A 16,542-nucleotide genomic window follows, 5' to 3' on the forward strand; every position below is an offset into this window, starting at 1 on the left:
GGAATGACGGCGGTATACCACCCCGGACACGCCGCGACCGGCACGCGCACCGGTCGGCGAGGCGGCCGTTGGACCGGTGCTCGGCGCGGTCGGCGAGCGGCCGCGCAGCGGTCCCCGGAGCGCGCCGGAACCGGCGCCGCGCGGGGCGTTCTTCGAGGTGAACAGCATCAGGCAGCCGCTCCGGCCGCTGGTGCATCGTTGCCTCCCGAGTGCCGGTGTCCACGATGGCCGACCCGACTAAAGTCGGTACTCTACAAGATCTTTTTAAGGTGCAGGCACCAACGCCGACCGTGATCGTACTGTGACGGTGCGCGCCCGGTCATCCATCGATTCCGGAGAGGCCACCCGGTCGAGCGAGAAGCGCTATGAGGCTTCTCACCGTCCGCATTCCGGGATTTCCGGTAAGGGCAACCTAAGCTGGAGGGCAGTCGGATCGCTCCGCGCGCGACGGGCACCCTAGAGCGGACCGCCCGGCACCCCGCCGCGGCACATCCACGACGGCCCGGGACCCAACCCGGCGCCACCTTTGAAGTCGAGCAGGAGGACACGCATGACCCGCCCACTGCGAGTTGCGATCGTCGGGGCCGGCCCCGCCGGCGTGTACGCCGCGGACATCCTGACGAAATCCGAGACGCCAGTGGACATCGACCTGCTCGACCGGATGCCCGCCCCGTACGGGCTCATCCGCTACGGCGTCGCGCCCGACCACCCGCGGATCAAGGGGATCGTGAACGCGCTGCGGCGCATCATGGAGAAGCCGGAGATCCGGTTCCTCGGCGGTGTGAACTACGGCGAGGACATCAAGCTCGAGCAGCTCCGGCACCACTACGACGCGGTGATCTTCTCCACCGGCGCCGACAAGGACCGGGCGCTGGACATCCCCGGCATCGACCTGGCGCACAGCCACGGCGCCGCCGACTTCGTCTACTGGTACGACGGCTACCCGGAGGCGACCCGCGACTGGACCTTGGACGCCAAGGAGGTCGCGGTGCTCGGCGCGGGCAACGTGGCGCTGGACGTGGCGCGGGTGCTCGCGAAGCAGGCCGACGACCTGCTCAGCACCGAGATCCCGGACAACGTCTACCAAGGCCTGAAGAACTCGCAGGTCACCGACGTGCACCTGTTCGCCCGCCGCGGTCCCGCGCAGGCCAAGTTCACGCCGCTGGAACTGCGCGAACTCGACCACCAGCCGGGCGTGGAGCTCATCGTGCACCCGGAGGGCTTCGAACTCGACGAGGCCAGCGAAGAGGCCATCCGCAGCAACAACCAGGTCAAGACGATCGTCAAGACCTTCCAGGACTGGGCGCTGCGCGACGCGAAGAACGACACCCCGCGCCGGCTGCACTTCCACTTCCTGCGCGCGCCGGTCGAGGTGCAGGGCACCGACCGCGTCGAAGGCCTCCGCACCGAGGTCATGGAGCTCACCGGCGACGGCAACGTGCGCGGCACCGGCGAGTTCGAGACCACCCCGGTGCAGGCGATCTACCGCGCCGTCGGCTACCTGAGCTCCCCCGTGCCGGACATCCCGTTCGACCACGGCACCGGCACCGTCCCCAACGACGGCGGCCGGGTGCTCGACCTCGACGGCGAGCACATCACCGGCGTCTACACCACCGGCTGGATCAAGCGCGGGCCCGTCGGCCTCATCGGCCACACCAAGGGCGACGCGCTGGAGACCATCGGCAACCTGCTGGCCGACCTGGACTCGATGCCGACCGCCGAGGAGCCGGACCGCGACAGCGTGCTGCGGCTGCTGGACGACAACGGCGTCCGCTACACCACCTGGGACGGCTGGAACCTGCTCGACGCGCACGAGCAGGCGCTCGGCGAGGCCGCGGGCCGCGAGCGCATCAAGGTCGTCGAACGCGACGACATGATCAATATCTCCCGCTCGGAGAGCTGATCCCGCACGCGGAACGGCCCGCCGGTGTTCCGGCGGGCCGTTCTGGGTTCAGGGGGCGAATCGACGTCCCGCTCTCCGACCGGCCCCGGCCGTCCCACCGACGCTGAAGCGCGTTCTGCTCGGCGTCCGAAAATGCTCCGTCAGCGGCGCCGGTACGTCGAGAGGGTGATGGAGGCGGTGACCGGGAACGGGTCCGGCAGCTCGGCGATGCGGGCCGGGAGGGAGTCGGCGGTGTGCCAGGCGTTGGGTCCCATGCCGACGAGGGTGCCGAGCTCGGCCGGGCCCAGGTGCAGCGGGAACTCGCGGGTGGTGGTGGCGATCGGGTCGAAGTGCCCCGCGAGCTGCTCCGCGAGCCGCTGCGGTTTCCGCTCGTCCACGCTGAGCAGCCCCAGCGCCGCCACGAGTTCGGCCAGGTGCCCGGTGTTCGGGGTGACGACCAGCAGGTGCCCGCCGGGACGCAGCACGCGATGCGTCTCGGCGGGGTTGCGCGGGGCGAACGCGTTGAGCACCGAGCCGACGGCCGCGTCGCGCAGCGGCAATCCCTGCCACGCGTCGGCGAGCACCGCGGACGCGCGCGGGTGCGCCTTCGCCGCACGGCGGGAGGCGAACTTGGAGACGTCCAGCGCCACGCCCACCTCGTCCGGCACCCGGTCCAGCGCGCGCGCCAGGTAGTGCCCGGTGCCCGCGCCCAGGTCCAGCAGCGGTCCACCGGTGTGCGCTCCGGCCGTCGCGTCGGCCAGCGCCGTGGAGATCGGGTCGTAGTGGCCCGCGGCGAGGAAGTCCGCGCGGGCCGCGATCATCGGGGCGGTGTCGCCGAGCGCGGGGGCACCGCGGCCGCCGAGCAGGCTCACGTAGCCCTGCTTGGCCAGGTCGAAGGAGTGGTTCGCCGCGCAGCGCAGCGCGCCGCCGGCCGGTTCCAGCCCGGCCCCGCAGTGCGGGCACGCCAGCAGCCGCGCCACGTCGTCCAACATCGCTTCCCGCCTCCCCGACGGAGCATCCTAAGCTCCCCGCCCCGGCACGAGGACGAGCGAGGCACCGACGCGGGGGCGAGTGGGTCACCTGGTGAGCCGGCGCGCGTCGGGCACCCCCGGAGCGGCCACCGCGGTGAGCACCTCGAAGCCTGGTGAGCCGGCGCGCGAGCCGGGCACCCCTCGGGAAGGAGGAGGACCGGATGGGTTCGTGGTTCTGGGCACCGGAGTACGCGCAGGCGCGGGAGGTGTGCACGCGCCTGGTGGGCCTCGCATACCTGCTGGGCTTCGCGGCGGCCGTGCACCAGTTCCGGCCGCTGGCCGGGGAGCACGGGCTCACCCCGGCGCCGCGGTTCCTGCGCGCGGCCGGGTTCCGGCGGGCTCCGAGCCTGTTCCACCTGCACTACTCGGACCGCGCGTTCGGCGCGGTCGCCTGGACCGGGGTGCTGCTCTCCCTCGCCGCGGTGCTCGGCGTGCCCGCGGTGCTGCCGCTGTGGGCGTGGCTGCTGGGGTGGCTGGTGCTGTGGGTGCTGTACCTGTCGATCGTCAACATCGGGCAGGTCTGGTACGGCTTCGGCTGGGAGTCGCTGCTGCTCGAAGCGGGTTTCCTGGTGATCTTCCTGGGCCCGGCGCACACCACTCCCCCGGCGCCGGTGCTGTGGTTGCTGTGCTGGCTGCTGTTCCGCGTCGAGTTCGGCGCCGGGTTGATCAAGCTGCGCGGTGACGAGTGCTGGCGCGACCTGACGGCGCTGCGCTACCACCACGAGACGCAGCCGATGCCGGGGCCGCTGAGCCGGTTCTTCCACCGGTTGCCGGGTCCGCTGCACCAGGTGGAGGTGCTGGCGAACCACGGCACCCAGCTGGTGGTGCCGTTCGCGCTGTTCGCGCCGCAACCCGCGGCGGACGTGGCGGCGGCGCTGATCGTGCTCACCCAGTGCTGGCTGCTGCTGAGCGGGAACTTCGCCTGGCTGAACCTGGTCACGATCGCGCTGGCGTGCTCGGCGATGGACGACCGGCTGCTGCGGTTCCCCGCCCCGGAGATGTGGAATTCCCCGCTGTGGCACCAGGTCCTGGTGCTGGCGCTGGTGGCGGGGATGCTGGTGATCGCGCGCCACCCGGTGCGCAACATGCTGGGCCGCCACCAGGTGATGAACCGCAGCTTCAACCGGCTGCACCTGGGCGGCACCTACGGCGCGTTCGGCTCGGTGACCCGCACCCGCTACGAGGTCGTCGTCGAGGGAACTCCCGACCGCAGCGGGGAATCCGGCTGGCGCGAGTACGAGTTCCCCGGCAAACCGGGAGATCCGCGCCGCCGCCCGCCGCAGGTGGCGCCGTACCACCTGCGGCTGGGCTGGCTGCTCTGGTTCGTCGCGATCGCCCCGAGCCACGGCCGGACCTGGCTGCCCGCACTGCTGCGCGGATTGCTGCGGGGCGACCGGGGAATCCGCCGCCTGCTGCGGCACGACCCGTTCCCGGACGCGCCACCGGTCCTGGTCCGGGTGCGGCTCTACCGCTACCGCTTCGCGGACCGCGCCGAGCGCCGGGCGGGCCGCTGGTGGTCCCGAGAACCGGCGGGCGACCTGCTCCCGCCGATGTCGGCCGCGGACCTGCCCGGCTGATCCGTCACCAGGTGGGGCGCAGCGGCATGTCCGCGGCGCCGTCGGCGAGGCGGACGGCGAGCATCTGGTGCAGCTGGATGTTGTTGAGCTCGAAGCCCAGCCGGGAACCGGCCATGTACAGCCGCCAGATCCGCGCCCGCGCCGGGCCGACCTCCCGCACCGCCTCGTCCCAGTGCTCCTCCAGGTTCGCGCACCAGTCCCGCAGCGTGAGCGCGTAGTGCTCGCGCAGGTTCTCGGTGTGGCGCACCTCGAAACCGGTGTCGTGCATCGCCGACATGAGCGTCCCGGGGCCTTCCAGCTCGCCGTCGGGGAACACGTATCGGCCGATGAACTTGCCGGGCTTGGAGGCACGGGTCCCGTCGGGCCGGGTGATGGAGTGGTTCAGGAACCGGCCACCGGGCCGCAGCTTCGCGTGCATCGCGGAGAAGTAGCCGGGCAGCTGCGCGAGTCCGATGTGCTCGGTCATGCCGATGGAGCTGATCGCGTCGAAGTCCGCCTCGGGCACGTCCCGGTAGTCCAGGTGCCGCACTTCGGCGAGGTCGGCGAGACCGCGCTCCACGATGGCCTTCTGCGCCCACTGCGCCTGCTGCCGGGACAGGGTGACGCCGATGGCCCGCACCCCGTAGTGCTCGGCCGCGTGCATCACCATGCCGCCCCAGCCGCAGCCGACGTCGAGCAGCCGCATCCCCTCCCGCAGGCCGAGCTTGCGCGCCACCAGGTCGTGCTTGGCGTACTGCGCCTGTTCCAGGGTGGCGTCGGCGTCCGGGTACACCGCGCAGGTGTAGGCCATCGACGGACCCAGCACCCACTCGTAGAACCGGTTCGACACGTCGTAGTGGTAGGACACGGACTTGCTGTCCCGCAGCTTCGAATGCCGCAGGCCGCCGCGCGGCCGGTACTCCTCCGGCGGCGGTCCGACCGGCCACCAGAACCGCTGCGCGCCGAGCCGCACCGCCAGGTCGAGCTTGGTGCGGGCGGGGACTTCGGCGACGGCGATCGACGGGAACCGGGACAGCGCCTCGTGCATGTCGCCGTGCACTTCCAGCGCACCGGTGACGTAGGCCCTGGCGAGCCCCAGCTCGTCCGGGGAGGCCGCCAGGTGCGACAACGCCAGCGGAGAGCGGATCTCCACCACCACGTCGGCTCCGGCCCGTCCCGCGCGGCTCCCGTCGTAGGCGCGGAACTCGACGTCGAGCCCGTCGCCCAGGATGCGCGGGAACACCTCTGCCCAACCCATGTTCGGTTCTCCTCCCTGCTGGCCCTACCGCTTGCCGACGCACTTCTCGTACAGGCTGGGAAGGCGGTCGTCCGGGTCGTAGCGCCGCTTCAACTTCTCGTAGGCGGGACGGTTGTAGAGCCGCCAGAACTCGTCCGGCTCGTAGAACGAGTCGGAGTACAGCGACTTGTGCCCGTCCAGTTCGCCGACCGCGTCTTCGATGGCGCGGTTGTACGCGCCCGGGGCATCGCCCGGTTTCGTGTCCACTGCGGACCAGAAGCCCACGTTGACGTAGAGCTCCGCCGGATCCATCGGGTACAGCGACCAGCCCTGCGGATCGCACAGCCGGACCGGGCACAGCCAGACCGGTTCGATGCCGATCTCGCGGTGGAAGAACTCCAGGAACTCGGGCAGCCTGCGCACCGGGATCTCCACGTCCTGGATGACGGGTTCGCTGCCCGCGGCGCCGCGGGCGCGGGCGAGCCGGTCGGAGAACCCGGCGCGGCGGTCCCAGGCCACGATGCGGCGGTAGACGTCGGAGCGGCGGTACTTGCGCGGCCACAGCGCGCGGACCGCGGGCCGCTGCACGCCGAACGCGCGGGAGCACCAGAACCAGTCGGTGTCCCAGCGCCACAGGTAGTCGTGGGTGGTCAGGTGGTCGGTCTGCTGCTCGCGCAGCGACCGGTAGTAGATGCGCTGCCCGGTGTAGTCGCTGGTGCCGGGAGCTTCGTCCACGTAGGTGCCGACGGTGAGGTACTGCTCGTCGGCGGCGAACACGGTCCCGTCGACGAAGTCGGCGCGGTGGCCCTCGAACTCGCCGTCGCGGCAGATCTCCTCGATGGCGGCGGTGCACTCCTCGGCGGTGGAGAACCGGATGTGCCGCAGCCGCACGTAGGGCCGGGTGCGTTCGACCTCCACCTCGAGGCGCAGCGCGTAGCCGAGGGTGCCGTAGGAGTTCGGGAAGCCGCGGTACAGGTCGGCGTGCTCGTTGTCCGGCCGTGCCACCACGACGTCGCCGGCGCCGGTGAGGATCTCCATCTCGCGCACCGATTCGTGCGGCAGTCCGCTGCGGAACGAGCTGGACTCGATGCCGAGCCCGGCGACCGCGCCGCCGAGGGTGATCGTCTTGAGCTGCGGGATGACCAGCGGCATCCGGCCGGTGGGCAAGTGCGCGGCCACGACGGACTCGTAGGTGGCCATGCCCTGCACCTGCGCGGTGCCCGCGTCGGGGTCGACGGACAGGACGCGGTTCAGCTTGCCGACGTCGAGGCCGGTGGTGGTGCCGGGGGCGCGGAACCGGAACAGGTTGCTGGTGGGTTTCGCGAGCCGCACCTGCTGCCCGGGCGGGATCTTCGCGTACTGGTCGACCAAGTCGGCGACCTCGTCGGAGTGGTTCGCTGACACTGCTCCCGAGGTACCCGGATCGACTCCCATGGGTCCGACCATATTGCTCCGGCCGAGACCCGGCATCCCACTTCCGGCAGCTCGACGGCCCGCGATGACCAGCGCTGCCGGGCAAATCGCCCATTTCCCGATCGGCCGGACGAGGGCCGCGAACCCCCGATTCGGTTGCGCCACGCAACCGATTTCGCAGGTCACCCGACCGAGCGAGACCCGGCGAACCCGGCGCGCGGCAGCCGCCCGACCAGGGCGGTTGGGCCGATCGAGCGATCTCGATCACATCGACCCGCGCGGCCGCCCGAACGGCCCAGCCCGTGCCCGACCGGCCACCGAGCGTGCTCCGGCGAGCGGCCCACCCGCTGCGACGCGGTCGGGCCGCTCGGCGCCGGCGGGCTCGGCAGACCGTCCTGCGTCAGCGGGCGCGGTCGGACCGCTCGGCGTCGGCGGGCGCGGTCGGGCCGCTCGGCGCCGGCGGGCGCGGTCGGGCCGCTCGGTGTCAGCGGGCGCGGCGGAGGGCGTAGGCGCGCAGGCCGCGGAAGCTCTGCACCTTCGTCGGGCCGATCGACGTCAACGAGTACGCCGGGTGCGACCGCAGCGACGTCGCCAGCTCCCGGTCCACCAGCGCCGACGCCGGCCGCGCCACCGAGGTGAGCCTGCTGGCGATGTTCACCGTGGACCCGTACACGTCGCCGAACCGGGCCAGCACCGGGCCCTGCGCCAGACCGATCCGCAGCGGCGGCAGCTTGCCGGAACCGGGGATCCGCTCGTTCAGCGTCAACGCGATCTCGGCGGCGTCGGCCGCGGTGTCGGTGACGAACAGGACCTCGTCGCCGACGGTCTTCACGATGCGCCCGCGGTTCTCCGCGACCACCGCGGTCGCGGTCTCCTCGAACTCGTCGATGAGCCTGCCCAGCTCGACCTCGCTGAAGTCGCGGATCAGCCGGGTGTAGCCGACCAGGTCGGCGAAGCCGATCACCTGCAGCCGCTCGTCGCCGTCCCCGACCTGCTCGGTCAGCTCGCGCGCCGCGGTCGCCGCGAGGTGCCTGCGCCACACGTAGCCCTGCAGGTCCTCCATCACCGGCGTGATCGCCTCGGCGAACTGCGCGGTCACGTCCAGGTCCTCGGCGAAGCGGTCGCCGAGCACCGAGCGGAAGATCGCCACCTGCCACTCGGCGAGCCGCGACATCGTCTGCGCCAGGGTGCGGGCGACCGCCGTCTCCAGCTCCGCGGTGATCACGTCCGCCGAGACGAGCTGCACGAGCATGCGCACCGCCTGCACGTCGGCGTCGGTGAACACCACCTCGTCGTCCTCGACGTGGGCGAAGCCCATCGCCTGCCACAGCCGTTCCGCGCGGGCCAGCTCCACTTCGGCCGCCGCGGCCACGTCCGCCTTGGTGTACCTGGGTTCGCCGCCCAGCAGCGCCTTCTCGACCTCGTGGCCCAGCGGGGATTCCGCCTGGCCGCGAGGCCCGTCCTCATCGCGAGGTCCGGACAACGAGCACATCACAATCCGCCCGGCGGGAGACCTCGGAAGGCACCGACCCGAGCAATCGGCCTTTCAGCGTGTTCAAACCCCTGCTGCCCACCACGAGCAGATCCGCCGACACCTTGCCCGCGGCCTCCACCAGCGAGGTCACCGGCGCGCCCACCACGGCGATCGTCTCCACGTCGGTGGCGCCGGTCTGCGCGGCCAGGTCGGCGGCCTCCAGCAGCGTCTGCTCCGCCGGGGCCGAGCCGATCACCTGGAACGCCTCGCCGCCCAGCTCGTCCTGGGCCTGCTCGACCTCCCGATCGCTGCTCGGGTAGTAGGCGCACACGATGACCAGTGTGGCCGACGTGTCGGCGGCCACCGCCGCCGCCTTCGTCACCGCTCGCAACGAGGGCGTCGACCCATCCGTTCCGACGACGACACTCCGGTAGCTGGACATCAGCCGATCACCCTCCATCGCGTGACGCGCGCGGCGCGCGGACGTGAACACTAACGACCGGGTGGCGCGCGCGTCACGCTGTTCGGGCAAGACATCCCCCGGAGCACGCGCATGCCGGTACGACCGCGCCGAATCGTGATCTACATCGATCATCGTGTGGGCCGACAACGAACGGTGCGGAACGTCGTCGCGCCCCACAACCACCCGGGTGGCGCGGACCGCGTACGTTTCGCGCCAACTTCGAAGATGATCAGGAGGACGCGATGGCGGAACCTGGGCTCAGCCCCGGCAAGGGAATGCTGCGGCGCAAACCCATCGACGCGATCACCGAGGACGACGGGGAGTCCGGCGGGCTCCAGCGCACCCTCGGGCTGTGGCAGCTGACCGCGATCGGCGTCGGCGGCATCATCGGCGCGGGCATCTTCTCGCTCGCCGGGGCCGTCGCCCACGGCAAGGCCGGACCCGCGGTGCTGGTCTCGTTCCTCCTCGCCGGGATCGCCAGCGCCGCGGCGGCGTTCTCCTACGCCGAGTTCGCCGGGATGATCCCGAAGGCGGGCTCCGCGTACACCTACGGCTACGCGGTGCTCGGCGAGATCGTCGGCTGGCTGATCGGCTGGGACCTGCTGCTGGAGTACACCGCGATCGTGTCCGTGGTGGCCATCGGCATCTCCGGCTACTTCACCGAGCTGCTCGGCTTCCTGCACATCGAGCTGCCGCTGTGGATGGTCGGCGCGCCGGGCACCGAAGGCGGGGACGCGCCACCCGGCAGTTACAAGATCAACCTGTTCGCGGTGCTGCTGTGCCTGCTCATCGCGTTCGTGCTCAACCAGGGCATGAAGAACGCCGCCCGGTTCGAGACCGCGCTGGTCTACCTCAAGGTCGGCGTCGTGCTGCTCGTCGTCATCGTCGGCGCGTTCCACATCAACGCGGGCAACTACACGCCGTTCTTCCCGTTCGGCATCGGCGGCGCCATCACCGGTGCGGCGACCGTGTTCTTCGCGGTGTTCGGCTACGACGCGATGTCCACCGCGGCCGAGGAGTCCAAGGACTCGCAGAAGCACATGCCGAAGGCGATCCTGTACTCGCTGATCATCTCGATGGTGCTGTACGTGCTGGCCTGCCTGGTGCTCACCGGCATGATCCCGTACCAGGAGATCAGCGAGGAGAGCGCCTTCGCCACCGCGTTCGCCGACGTGGGCCTGCCCGTGGTCGGCGCGATCATCGCCGTCGGCGCGATCCTCGGCATCCTCACCGTGCTGTTCACCTTCATGCTCGGCGCCACCCGCGTCGGCTTCGCCATGTCCCGCGACGGGCTGCTGCCGCAGTGGTTCTCCCGCACCCACCCGGTGCGGAAGGTCCCGACCCGGTTCACCTGGCTCATCGGCATCGTCTCCGCCGTGTTCGCCGGGCTGCTGCCGATCGAGGAGGCCGCGGAGCTCACCAACATCGGCATCCTGCTGGCGTTCGTCGTGGTCTGCGCCGCGGTGATCGTGCTGCGCTACAAGCGGCCCGAGCTGCCGCGCGGGTTCCGCACGCCCGGCATGCCGGTGGTGCCGCTGGTCGGCATCGTGTTCTCGCTGTGGCTGGTGACGTTCCTGGCGCCGGAGACGTGGCTGCGGTTCGCCGTCTGGTTCGCGATCGGGCTCGTCGTGTACGCGGCGTACGGCTACCGCCACTCGAAGATGAACCAGCGGTCCGACGACCCGGCGTGAGTGCTCGTCTGCCCGCTTCTGCTGCGTAGTAGTGGTGGGGTGGCGGAACCTCAGCGGTTCCCTCGCTGCGGGATCGATTTCACAGGTGGCTCCGCCACATGAGAAATCGCCGTCCTCGCGAGGCGGCCGCTGAGAACCCGCGGGTGGTCCTGTCGCTCGGGTGGTCGTCAGCTCAACGGCTTCGCCGCTGACGGGAAACCGACGAAGGACCTGCGGCCGGTTCGATGACCGGCCGTCCGCCCGGCGGTGCGGCGGGCGGTGAGTCGACGATCACCTGAATCGGCCCCGGGCGCGGTGCAGTGCATCACAGCGCGCCCGGGTACCCGAGATCTAGGGTTGCCGGTGCCGCCGAGCTCGGCGGCACCGGTGCGGACCGGCCCGTGCAGCCGAGAACCGGCCGGTCCTCAACGTCGAGGGGTGTGCGCCGTGACGCGAGTCCGCGAACTGAGCCCGTACGTCGAACTGCACCGCAAGCAGTGGCGGGAGCTCAGCGACTCGCTGCCGCTGCCCCTCACCCATTCCGAGCTGGAAGCGCTGCGCGGCCTCGGCGAACCCGTCGACCTCGACGAGGTCGCCGACGTGTACCTGCCGCTGTCCCGGCTGATCAACCTGCAGGTCGCGGCGCGGCAGCGGCTGCACGACAGCACCACCACCTTCCTCGGCGAGACCGCGCCGAAGGTGCCGTTCGTGATCGGCCTCGCGGGCAGCGTCGCCGTCGGCAAGTCCACCACCGCGCGCATCCTGCGGGCGCTGCTGGCCCGCTGGCCCGACCACCCGCAGGTCGACCTGGTGACCACCGACGGGTTCCTGCACTCCAAGGCCGAGCTGGTGCGGCGCGGCATCATGCACCGCAAGGGGTTCCCGGAGAGCTACGACCGGCGGGCGCTGCTGCGCTTCGTGACCGAGGTGAAGTCCGGGGCCGAGGCCGTGACCGCGCCGGTGTACTCGCACCTCGCCTACGACATCGTGCCCGGGCACGAGCAGGTGGTGCGGCAGCCGGACATCCTCATCGTGGAAGGGCTCAACGTCCTGCAGCCCGGGCCGAGCCTCGCCGTGTCCGACCTGTTCGACTTCTCCATCTACGTGGACGCGCACACCGACCACATCGAGCGCTGGTACACCGACCGGTTCCTGGCGCTGCGCGGCACCGCGTTCGCCGACCCCGAGTCGCACTTCCACCACTTCGCCGGCCTCTCCGACGAGGACGCGCGGGCCGAGGCGCACCACCTGTGGCACACCATCAACCGGCCGAACCTGGTGGACAACATCCTGCCCACCCGGCCGCGCGCCACCCTGGTGCTGCGCAAGGACGGCGACCACGCCATCAACCGGGTGCGCCTGCGCAAGCTCTGATCAACGGCTCTGCCTGCGGTGCAGCAGCAGGTGCAGGTGGGCCGTCAGGCGTTCGGCGGAGTCCGACAGGTCGAGCCCGGTGATCTCGCCCGCGCGGCGGATGCGGTGCCGCAGCGTGTTCGGGTGCACGTGCAGCGCGGCGCTCGCGACCCGCACGTCCCCGAAGTGCTCCAGGTACGCCAGCACGGATCGCGCCAGCGCCCCCGAGTGCTCGGCGTCGTGGGCGAACAGCGCGTCCACCCGCGGATCGCGGAACCGCTCGTTGCCGCCGAGCACCGTCAGCAGCTCGCTGAGCACCACCCGGGAGCGCACGTCCGCGATGGTGGCGATCGGCGCGTCCAGGTCGTGGCCCATCGCGTCCAGCACCCGGTCCGCCTCCGCGCGCGAGTGCGGCACCTCGGCCAGCCCGGCCACCACCGAACCCACCCCGGCCTGCACCGCGGCCCGCAGCTGCTGACCGGCCGCGGCCGCGATCTCCCTGGTCATGCCCAGTACCCCGGGCAGCGCGTGCACCGGCAGGTCCGGCAGCAGCACGTACACCCGCGAACCGAGCGTCGTCACCAGCGCGCTGCGCCGGTACGCGGCGGCGTGCACCGAGATCAACCCGGTCATCTCGGCGCGCTCCAGCTCCAGCTCCGGCCGGTTCGACACCCCGGCGCGGCCGCGCAGCGTGAACACCACGACCACGGCGGGCCGGGACGCGTCGGCGCCGATGTTGCCCGCGACGCCGGCCGCGTCGACCTTGCCGTCGAGCAGCCCGATCAGCAGGTTCTCCCGCAGCCGCGGGGCGGCGCTGGCCTCGGCTCGCTGCCGGATCAGTTGCACCGCGGCGACCCGGGCGGCACCGAGCAGCGCGCGCTGCGACCGCTCCTCCAGCGGACGGGAACCCTCCTGCACCCAGATGGTGCCCAGCGGTTGCGCGCCCGCGTGGATGCCGACCGCCATCCGGCGCCGGATGCCCAGGTCGGGGCGCTCGTCGACGCCCACGACCTCCTCGCCGGAGCGCAGCCGCTCGTACACGCCCCACTCGCGCAGCATCGCCAGGTACGGTTCCGGCCCCCGGCGGCCCAGGATGGACAGCCTGCGCAGCTCGTCCACCTCGTCATCGGAGCGGTCGGAGCGGGAGTAGGCCAGCACCCGGCTGGAGGTGTCCTCGATGCTGACGCTGCCGCCGGTCATCGCCGCGACGGTCTGGGCGAGCGCGAACAGGTCGCCCGGCGCCTCCCCCGCGTCCGCTTCGACGGTGAGCCGCGCGTTGTCCACGACGGAGCGCACCAGGGAGGCCAGCTGCTCCCAGCGCACCTCCGGCCACACCCCGAACAGGGCGATGCCCGCGTCCAGCGCGGCGTCCCGCAGCACCGCCGCGTCCCGCTCGGCCTGCGTCTTCACCGCCACCGCCGCGGCCCCGTCCCGCGCGGCGGACCGGACCTGGCGCAGCGCTGAACGACCGCGGGCGCCGATCACCAGCACCAGGTCACCGGGGTTGGCGGCCGCGTCCTCGTCGGGTTCGGCGATCACCACGTCCCGCACGTCCACGTCCAGGCCGGCCGGGGCCGCGAGCAGGTCGATCAGCGGTTCGCCGACGGCGACGAGCAGCTGTCGCAGCGGAGCTCCGGGCGCCGCCGGGCCACGCGGGTCCTCGTCCAACCGAACAACACGCTCCCCTCAACGATGGCCGATCGTACAGCCGCAGCGGGCCGCTCCGCTCCTACTGTTCTGGGTATTCCAGAACCCCAGCCGACCCGCGAGGAGGCGACAGGCATGGACGCCATCACCACCGTCCCGGCCCCGAGCAACGAACCGGTCAAGTCCTACGCTCCCGGCTCCGCCGAGCGGGAATCGCTGCACAAGCGCATCGCCGAGCTCGAATCCGAGCGCCTCGACCTCACGTCCACCATCGACGGCGTGCAGCGGATGGCGGGCGGCGACCGCTTCGACGTGGTGCAGCCGCACGACCACGCGCACGTGCTCGGCACCTCCGCGCAGGCCACCCGCGAGGACGTGGCCGACGCGGTGCGCGCCGCCAAGAACGCCGCGCCCGGCTGGGCCGCCACCCCGTTCGACGAGCGCGCCGCGGTGCTGCTGCGCGCCGCCGACCTGCTCGCCGGTCCGTGGCGGGACACCATCAACGGCGCCACCGTGCTCGGCCAGTCCAAGTCGGTGCAGCAGGCCGAGATCGACGCCGCCTGCGAGTTCATCGACTTCCTGCGGTTCAACGTGCACTACGCGCGCCGCATCCTCGCCGAGCAGCCCACCTCGGTGCCGAACGAGTGGAACCGGATGGAGTACCGGCCGCTGGACGGCTTCGTCACCGCCATCACCCCGTTCAACTTCACCGCCATCGCCGGGAACCTGCCGACCGCGCCCGCGCTGATGGGCAACACCGTGGTGTGGAAGCCGACGCCGTCGCAGCAGTTCGCCGCGCACTTCACCATGCGGATGTTCGAGGCCGCCGGGCTGCCCCCGGGCGTGATCAACCTGGTGACCGGGGACGGGCAGGCCGTCAGCGACGTCGCGCTGGCCGACCCGGACTTCGCGGGCCTGCACTTCACCGGCTCGACCGGCACGTTCAAGAAGCTGTGGCGCACCGTCGCCGAGAACCTCGACTCCTACCGCAGCTACCCGCGGATCGTCGGGGAGACCGGCGGCAAGGACTTCATCGTGGTGCACCCGTCGGCGGACCCGACCCCGCTGGCCACCGCGTTCGCCCGCGGCGCCTTCGAGTACCAGGGGCAGAAGTGCTCGGCGGCGTCCCGCGCCTACGTGCCGCGCTCGATCTGGGAGGGCGGGCTGCGCGACGAGCTGGCGGAGCTGACCCGGTCGATCAGCTTCGGCGACGTCACCGACTTCGGCCACTTCGGCGGCGCGGTCATCGACGCGCGGGCGTTCGCGAAGCACCGGGCCGCGCTGGAGCGGGCGCGCACCACCTCCTCCATCGAGGTGCTGGCCGGCGGCGGCTGCGACGACTCGGTCGGCTACTTCGTGGAGCCGACGGTGCTGGTCTGCGACGACCCGTCCGACGAGGTGTTCACCACCGAGTACTTCGGGCCGATCATCGCGGTGCACGTCTACGACGACGCCCGCTACGCGGAGATCCTCGACGTGGTGGACGCGTCCAGCCCGTACGCGCTGACCGGCGCGGTGTTCGCCACCGACCGGTCCGCGATCGAGCTGGCGCACCGGAAGCTGCGGCAGGCGGCGGGGAACTTCTACGTCAACGACAAGCCCACCGGGTCCATCGTGTCCCGCCAGCCGTTCGGCGGGGGCCGCGCCTCCGGCACCAACGACAAGGCCGGCTCGATGTTCAACATCCAGCGCTGGACCAGCCCGCGCGCCATCAAGGAGACGTTCGTCGCGCCCACCGGGCTCGGCTACCCGCACATGGACTGAATCCGGCCCGAGGCGGACGGCACCGCCGTCCGCCGGAGGACTCGGCGGCTGAGGAGACCCGATGTTGCGCTCTGCCCTGCTCGCCGCCGCGCGTTCCGCGAACGTGCGGCGCATCGTGACGGCCAACCCGCTCACCGGCCCGGTCGTGGACCGCTACGTGGCCGGGACCTCCGCGGCCGACGCGGTCGCGGCCACCAGCGCGCTCGCGGCGCGCGGCATGCACACCTCCCTGGACCACCTCGGCGAGGACACCCTCGACGCCGGGCAGGCCGCGGACACCGTGAACGCCTACCGGGCGGTGCTCGGTTCGCTCGGCGACGCGGGCCTCGCCGGTCGGGCCGAGGTGTCGGTGAAGCTCTCCGCAGTCGGGCAGTCCCTGCCCGCGGACGGGGAGAAGATCGCGCTGGACAACGCGCGGCTGATCTGCGAAGCCGCCGCGGCGGCGGGCACCACGGTCACCCTGGACATGGAGGACCACACCACCACGGACTCCACGCTGGGCATCCTGCGGGACCTGCGGGTGGACTTCCCGTGGGTGGGCGCGGTGCTGCAGGCGTACCTGCGGCGCACCGAGCAGGACTGCCGGGACCTGGCCACCGCCGGTTCCCGGGTGCGGCTGTGCAAGGGCGCCTACGCGGAGCCCGCCTCGGTCGCGTTCGCCGAACGGTCCGAAGTGGACAGGTCGTACGTGCGGTGCCTGCGGGTGCTGCTGGACGGCGCGGGCTACCCGATGGTGGCCACGCACGACCCGCGGATGATCGAGATCGCGCTCGACCTGGCCGCGCGCGGTGCGCGGTCCGCGGAGAGCTTCGAGTTCCAGATGCTCTACGGGATCCGCCCCGACGAGCAGGAGCGGCTGGCGGCCGCCGGGCACCGGCTGCGGGTGTACGTGGCCTACGGCGACCAGTGGTACGGCTACTTCATGCGGCGGCTGGCGGAGCGCCCGGCGAACCTGGCGTTCTTCGCCCGGTCGCTGCTCGGGCGCGGCTGATCCGCCGGTGCGGGCTCGTGATCACCACGAGCTCGCACCGCCCGTTCCTCCCGGTCGACGG

At 71.9% G+C, this 16,542-nt stretch carries 12 protein-coding genes; 6 read left to right on the forward strand and 6 right to left on the reverse strand.

The window, feature by feature from the left end; translation table 11 throughout:
• The first annotated feature begins 550 nt into the window (after positions 1-550).
• On the forward strand, positions 551-1,903 hold the full coding sequence (locus ABZ805_RS08505) for an FAD-dependent oxidoreductase (protein ID WP_358436329.1): 1,353 nt from the start codon (positions 551-553) through the stop codon (positions 1,901-1,903).
• Between the two features lie 140 nt (positions 1,904-2,043).
• On the opposite strand, the gene ABZ805_RS08510 is transcribed toward ABZ805_RS08505, so the two are convergent.
• On the reverse strand, positions 2,044-2,874 hold the full coding sequence (locus ABZ805_RS08510) for a putative RNA methyltransferase (protein WP_358436331.1): 831 nt from the start codon (positions 2,872-2,874) through the stop codon (positions 2,044-2,046).
• A 200-nt stretch (positions 2,875-3,074) separates the two neighbouring features.
• Here ABZ805_RS08510 and ABZ805_RS08515 point away from each other — a divergent pair, with 200 nt between their 5' ends.
• A complete protein-coding gene (locus ABZ805_RS08515; RefSeq protein ID WP_358436334.1) occupies positions 3,075-4,490 on the forward strand; it encodes a lipase maturation factor family protein in 1,416 nt (471 codons plus the stop codon).
• Between the two features lie 4 nt (positions 4,491-4,494).
• Here the strand turns inward: ABZ805_RS08515 and ABZ805_RS08520 are convergent, their stop codons facing one another.
• The 4 genes from ABZ805_RS08520 to ABZ805_RS08535 all read right to left on the reverse strand — a co-directional run bounded on the left by ABZ805_RS08520 (position 4,495) and on the right by ABZ805_RS08535 (position 9,035).
• On the reverse strand, positions 4,495-5,727 hold the full coding sequence (locus ABZ805_RS08520) for a cyclopropane-fatty-acyl-phospholipid synthase family protein (RefSeq protein WP_358436336.1): 1,233 nt from the start codon (positions 5,725-5,727) through the stop codon (positions 4,495-4,497).
• A 24-nt stretch (positions 5,728-5,751) separates the two neighbouring features.
• Positions 5,752-7,140: an FAD-binding oxidoreductase gene (locus tag ABZ805_RS08525; RefSeq protein ID WP_358436339.1), complete on the reverse strand. Its 1,389-nt coding sequence runs from the start codon at positions 7,138-7,140 to the stop codon at positions 5,752-5,754.
• Between the two features lie 463 nt (positions 7,141-7,603).
• Complete coding sequence (locus ABZ805_RS08530) at positions 7,604-8,602, reverse strand: adenylate/guanylate cyclase domain-containing protein (protein WP_358436342.1); 999 nt, start codon at positions 8,600-8,602, stop codon at positions 7,604-7,606.
• Positions 8,583-9,035 carry a universal stress protein gene (locus ABZ805_RS08535; protein WP_358436446.1) on the reverse strand — a complete coding sequence of 151 codons (453 nt, stop codon included), beginning with the start codon at positions 9,033-9,035 and terminating at the stop codon, positions 8,583-8,585. Before ABZ805_RS08535 ends, ABZ805_RS08530 begins: the two co-directional genes overlap by 20 nt.
• A 263-nt stretch (positions 9,036-9,298) precedes the next feature.
• Between ABZ805_RS08535 and ABZ805_RS08540 the strand changes: the two genes are divergently transcribed.
• A complete protein-coding gene (locus ABZ805_RS08540; protein ID WP_358436343.1) occupies positions 9,299-10,747 on the forward strand; it encodes an amino acid permease in 1,449 nt (482 codons plus the stop codon).
• 426 nt (positions 10,748-11,173) lie between these two features.
• Positions 11,174-12,100, forward strand: coding sequence for a type I pantothenate kinase (gene coaA, locus ABZ805_RS08545; protein WP_358436346.1), 927 nt, complete (start codon positions 11,174-11,176; stop codon positions 12,098-12,100).
• On the opposite strand, the gene ABZ805_RS08550 is transcribed toward coaA, so the two are convergent.
• On the reverse strand, positions 12,101-13,747 hold the full coding sequence (locus ABZ805_RS08550; RefSeq protein WP_358436349.1) for a helix-turn-helix domain-containing protein: 1,647 nt from the start codon (positions 13,745-13,747) through the stop codon (positions 12,101-12,103).
• 114 nt (positions 13,748-13,861) lie between these two features.
• Between ABZ805_RS08550 and pruA the strand changes: the two genes are divergently transcribed.
• Together pruA and ABZ805_RS08560 are read left to right on the forward strand one after the other, a co-directional pair.
• The gene (gene pruA / locus ABZ805_RS08555; protein WP_358436352.1) at positions 13,862-15,490 is read left to right on the forward strand and encodes an L-glutamate gamma-semialdehyde dehydrogenase; all 1,629 of its coding nucleotides are present in this window, start codon (positions 13,862-13,864) and stop codon (positions 15,488-15,490) included.
• Between the two features lie 61 nt (positions 15,491-15,551).
• Positions 15,552-16,481, forward strand: a complete 930-nt coding sequence (locus ABZ805_RS08560; RefSeq protein ID WP_358436355.1) for a proline dehydrogenase family protein — start codon at positions 15,552-15,554, stop codon at positions 16,479-16,481.
• The last annotated feature ends 61 nt before the right edge of the window (positions 16,482-16,542 follow it).

The sequence above is a fragment of the Saccharopolyspora sp. NPDC047091 genome, from assembly GCF_040643635.1.
In the GTDB taxonomy this organism is placed as follows: Bacteria; Actinomycetota; Actinomycetes; order Mycobacteriales; family Pseudonocardiaceae; genus Saccharopolyspora_C.

Bases quoted from the DNA above. Each gene is read 5' to 3' on its own strand.
- ABZ805_RS08505 (WP_358436329.1), top strand. From the start codon at position 551: ATGACCCGCCCACTGCGAGTTGCGATCGTCGGGGCCGGCCCCGCCGGC.
- ABZ805_RS08510 (WP_358436331.1), bottom strand. From the start codon at position 2,874: ATGTTGGACGACGTGGCGCGGCTGCTGGCGTGCCCGCACTGCGGGGCC.
- ABZ805_RS08515 (WP_358436334.1), top strand. From the start codon at position 3,075: ATGGGTTCGTGGTTCTGGGCACCGGAGTACGCGCAGGCGCGGGAGGTG.
- ABZ805_RS08520 (WP_358436336.1), bottom strand. From the start codon at position 5,727: ATGGGTTGGGCAGAGGTGTTCCCGCGCATCCTGGGCGACGGGCTCGAC.
- ABZ805_RS08525 (WP_358436339.1), bottom strand. From the start codon at position 7,140: ATGGGAGTCGATCCGGGTACCTCGGGAGCAGTGTCAGCGAACCACTCC.
- ABZ805_RS08535 (WP_358436446.1), bottom strand. From the start codon at position 9,035: ATGTCCAGCTACCGGAGTGTCGTCGTCGGAACGGATGGGTCGACGCCC.
- ABZ805_RS08540 (WP_358436343.1), top strand. From the start codon at position 9,299: ATGGCGGAACCTGGGCTCAGCCCCGGCAAGGGAATGCTGCGGCGCAAA.
- pruA (WP_358436352.1), top strand. From the start codon at position 13,862: ATGGACGCCATCACCACCGTCCCGGCCCCGAGCAACGAACCGGTCAAG.
- ABZ805_RS08560 (WP_358436355.1), top strand. From the start codon at position 15,552: ATGTTGCGCTCTGCCCTGCTCGCCGCCGCGCGTTCCGCGAACGTGCGG.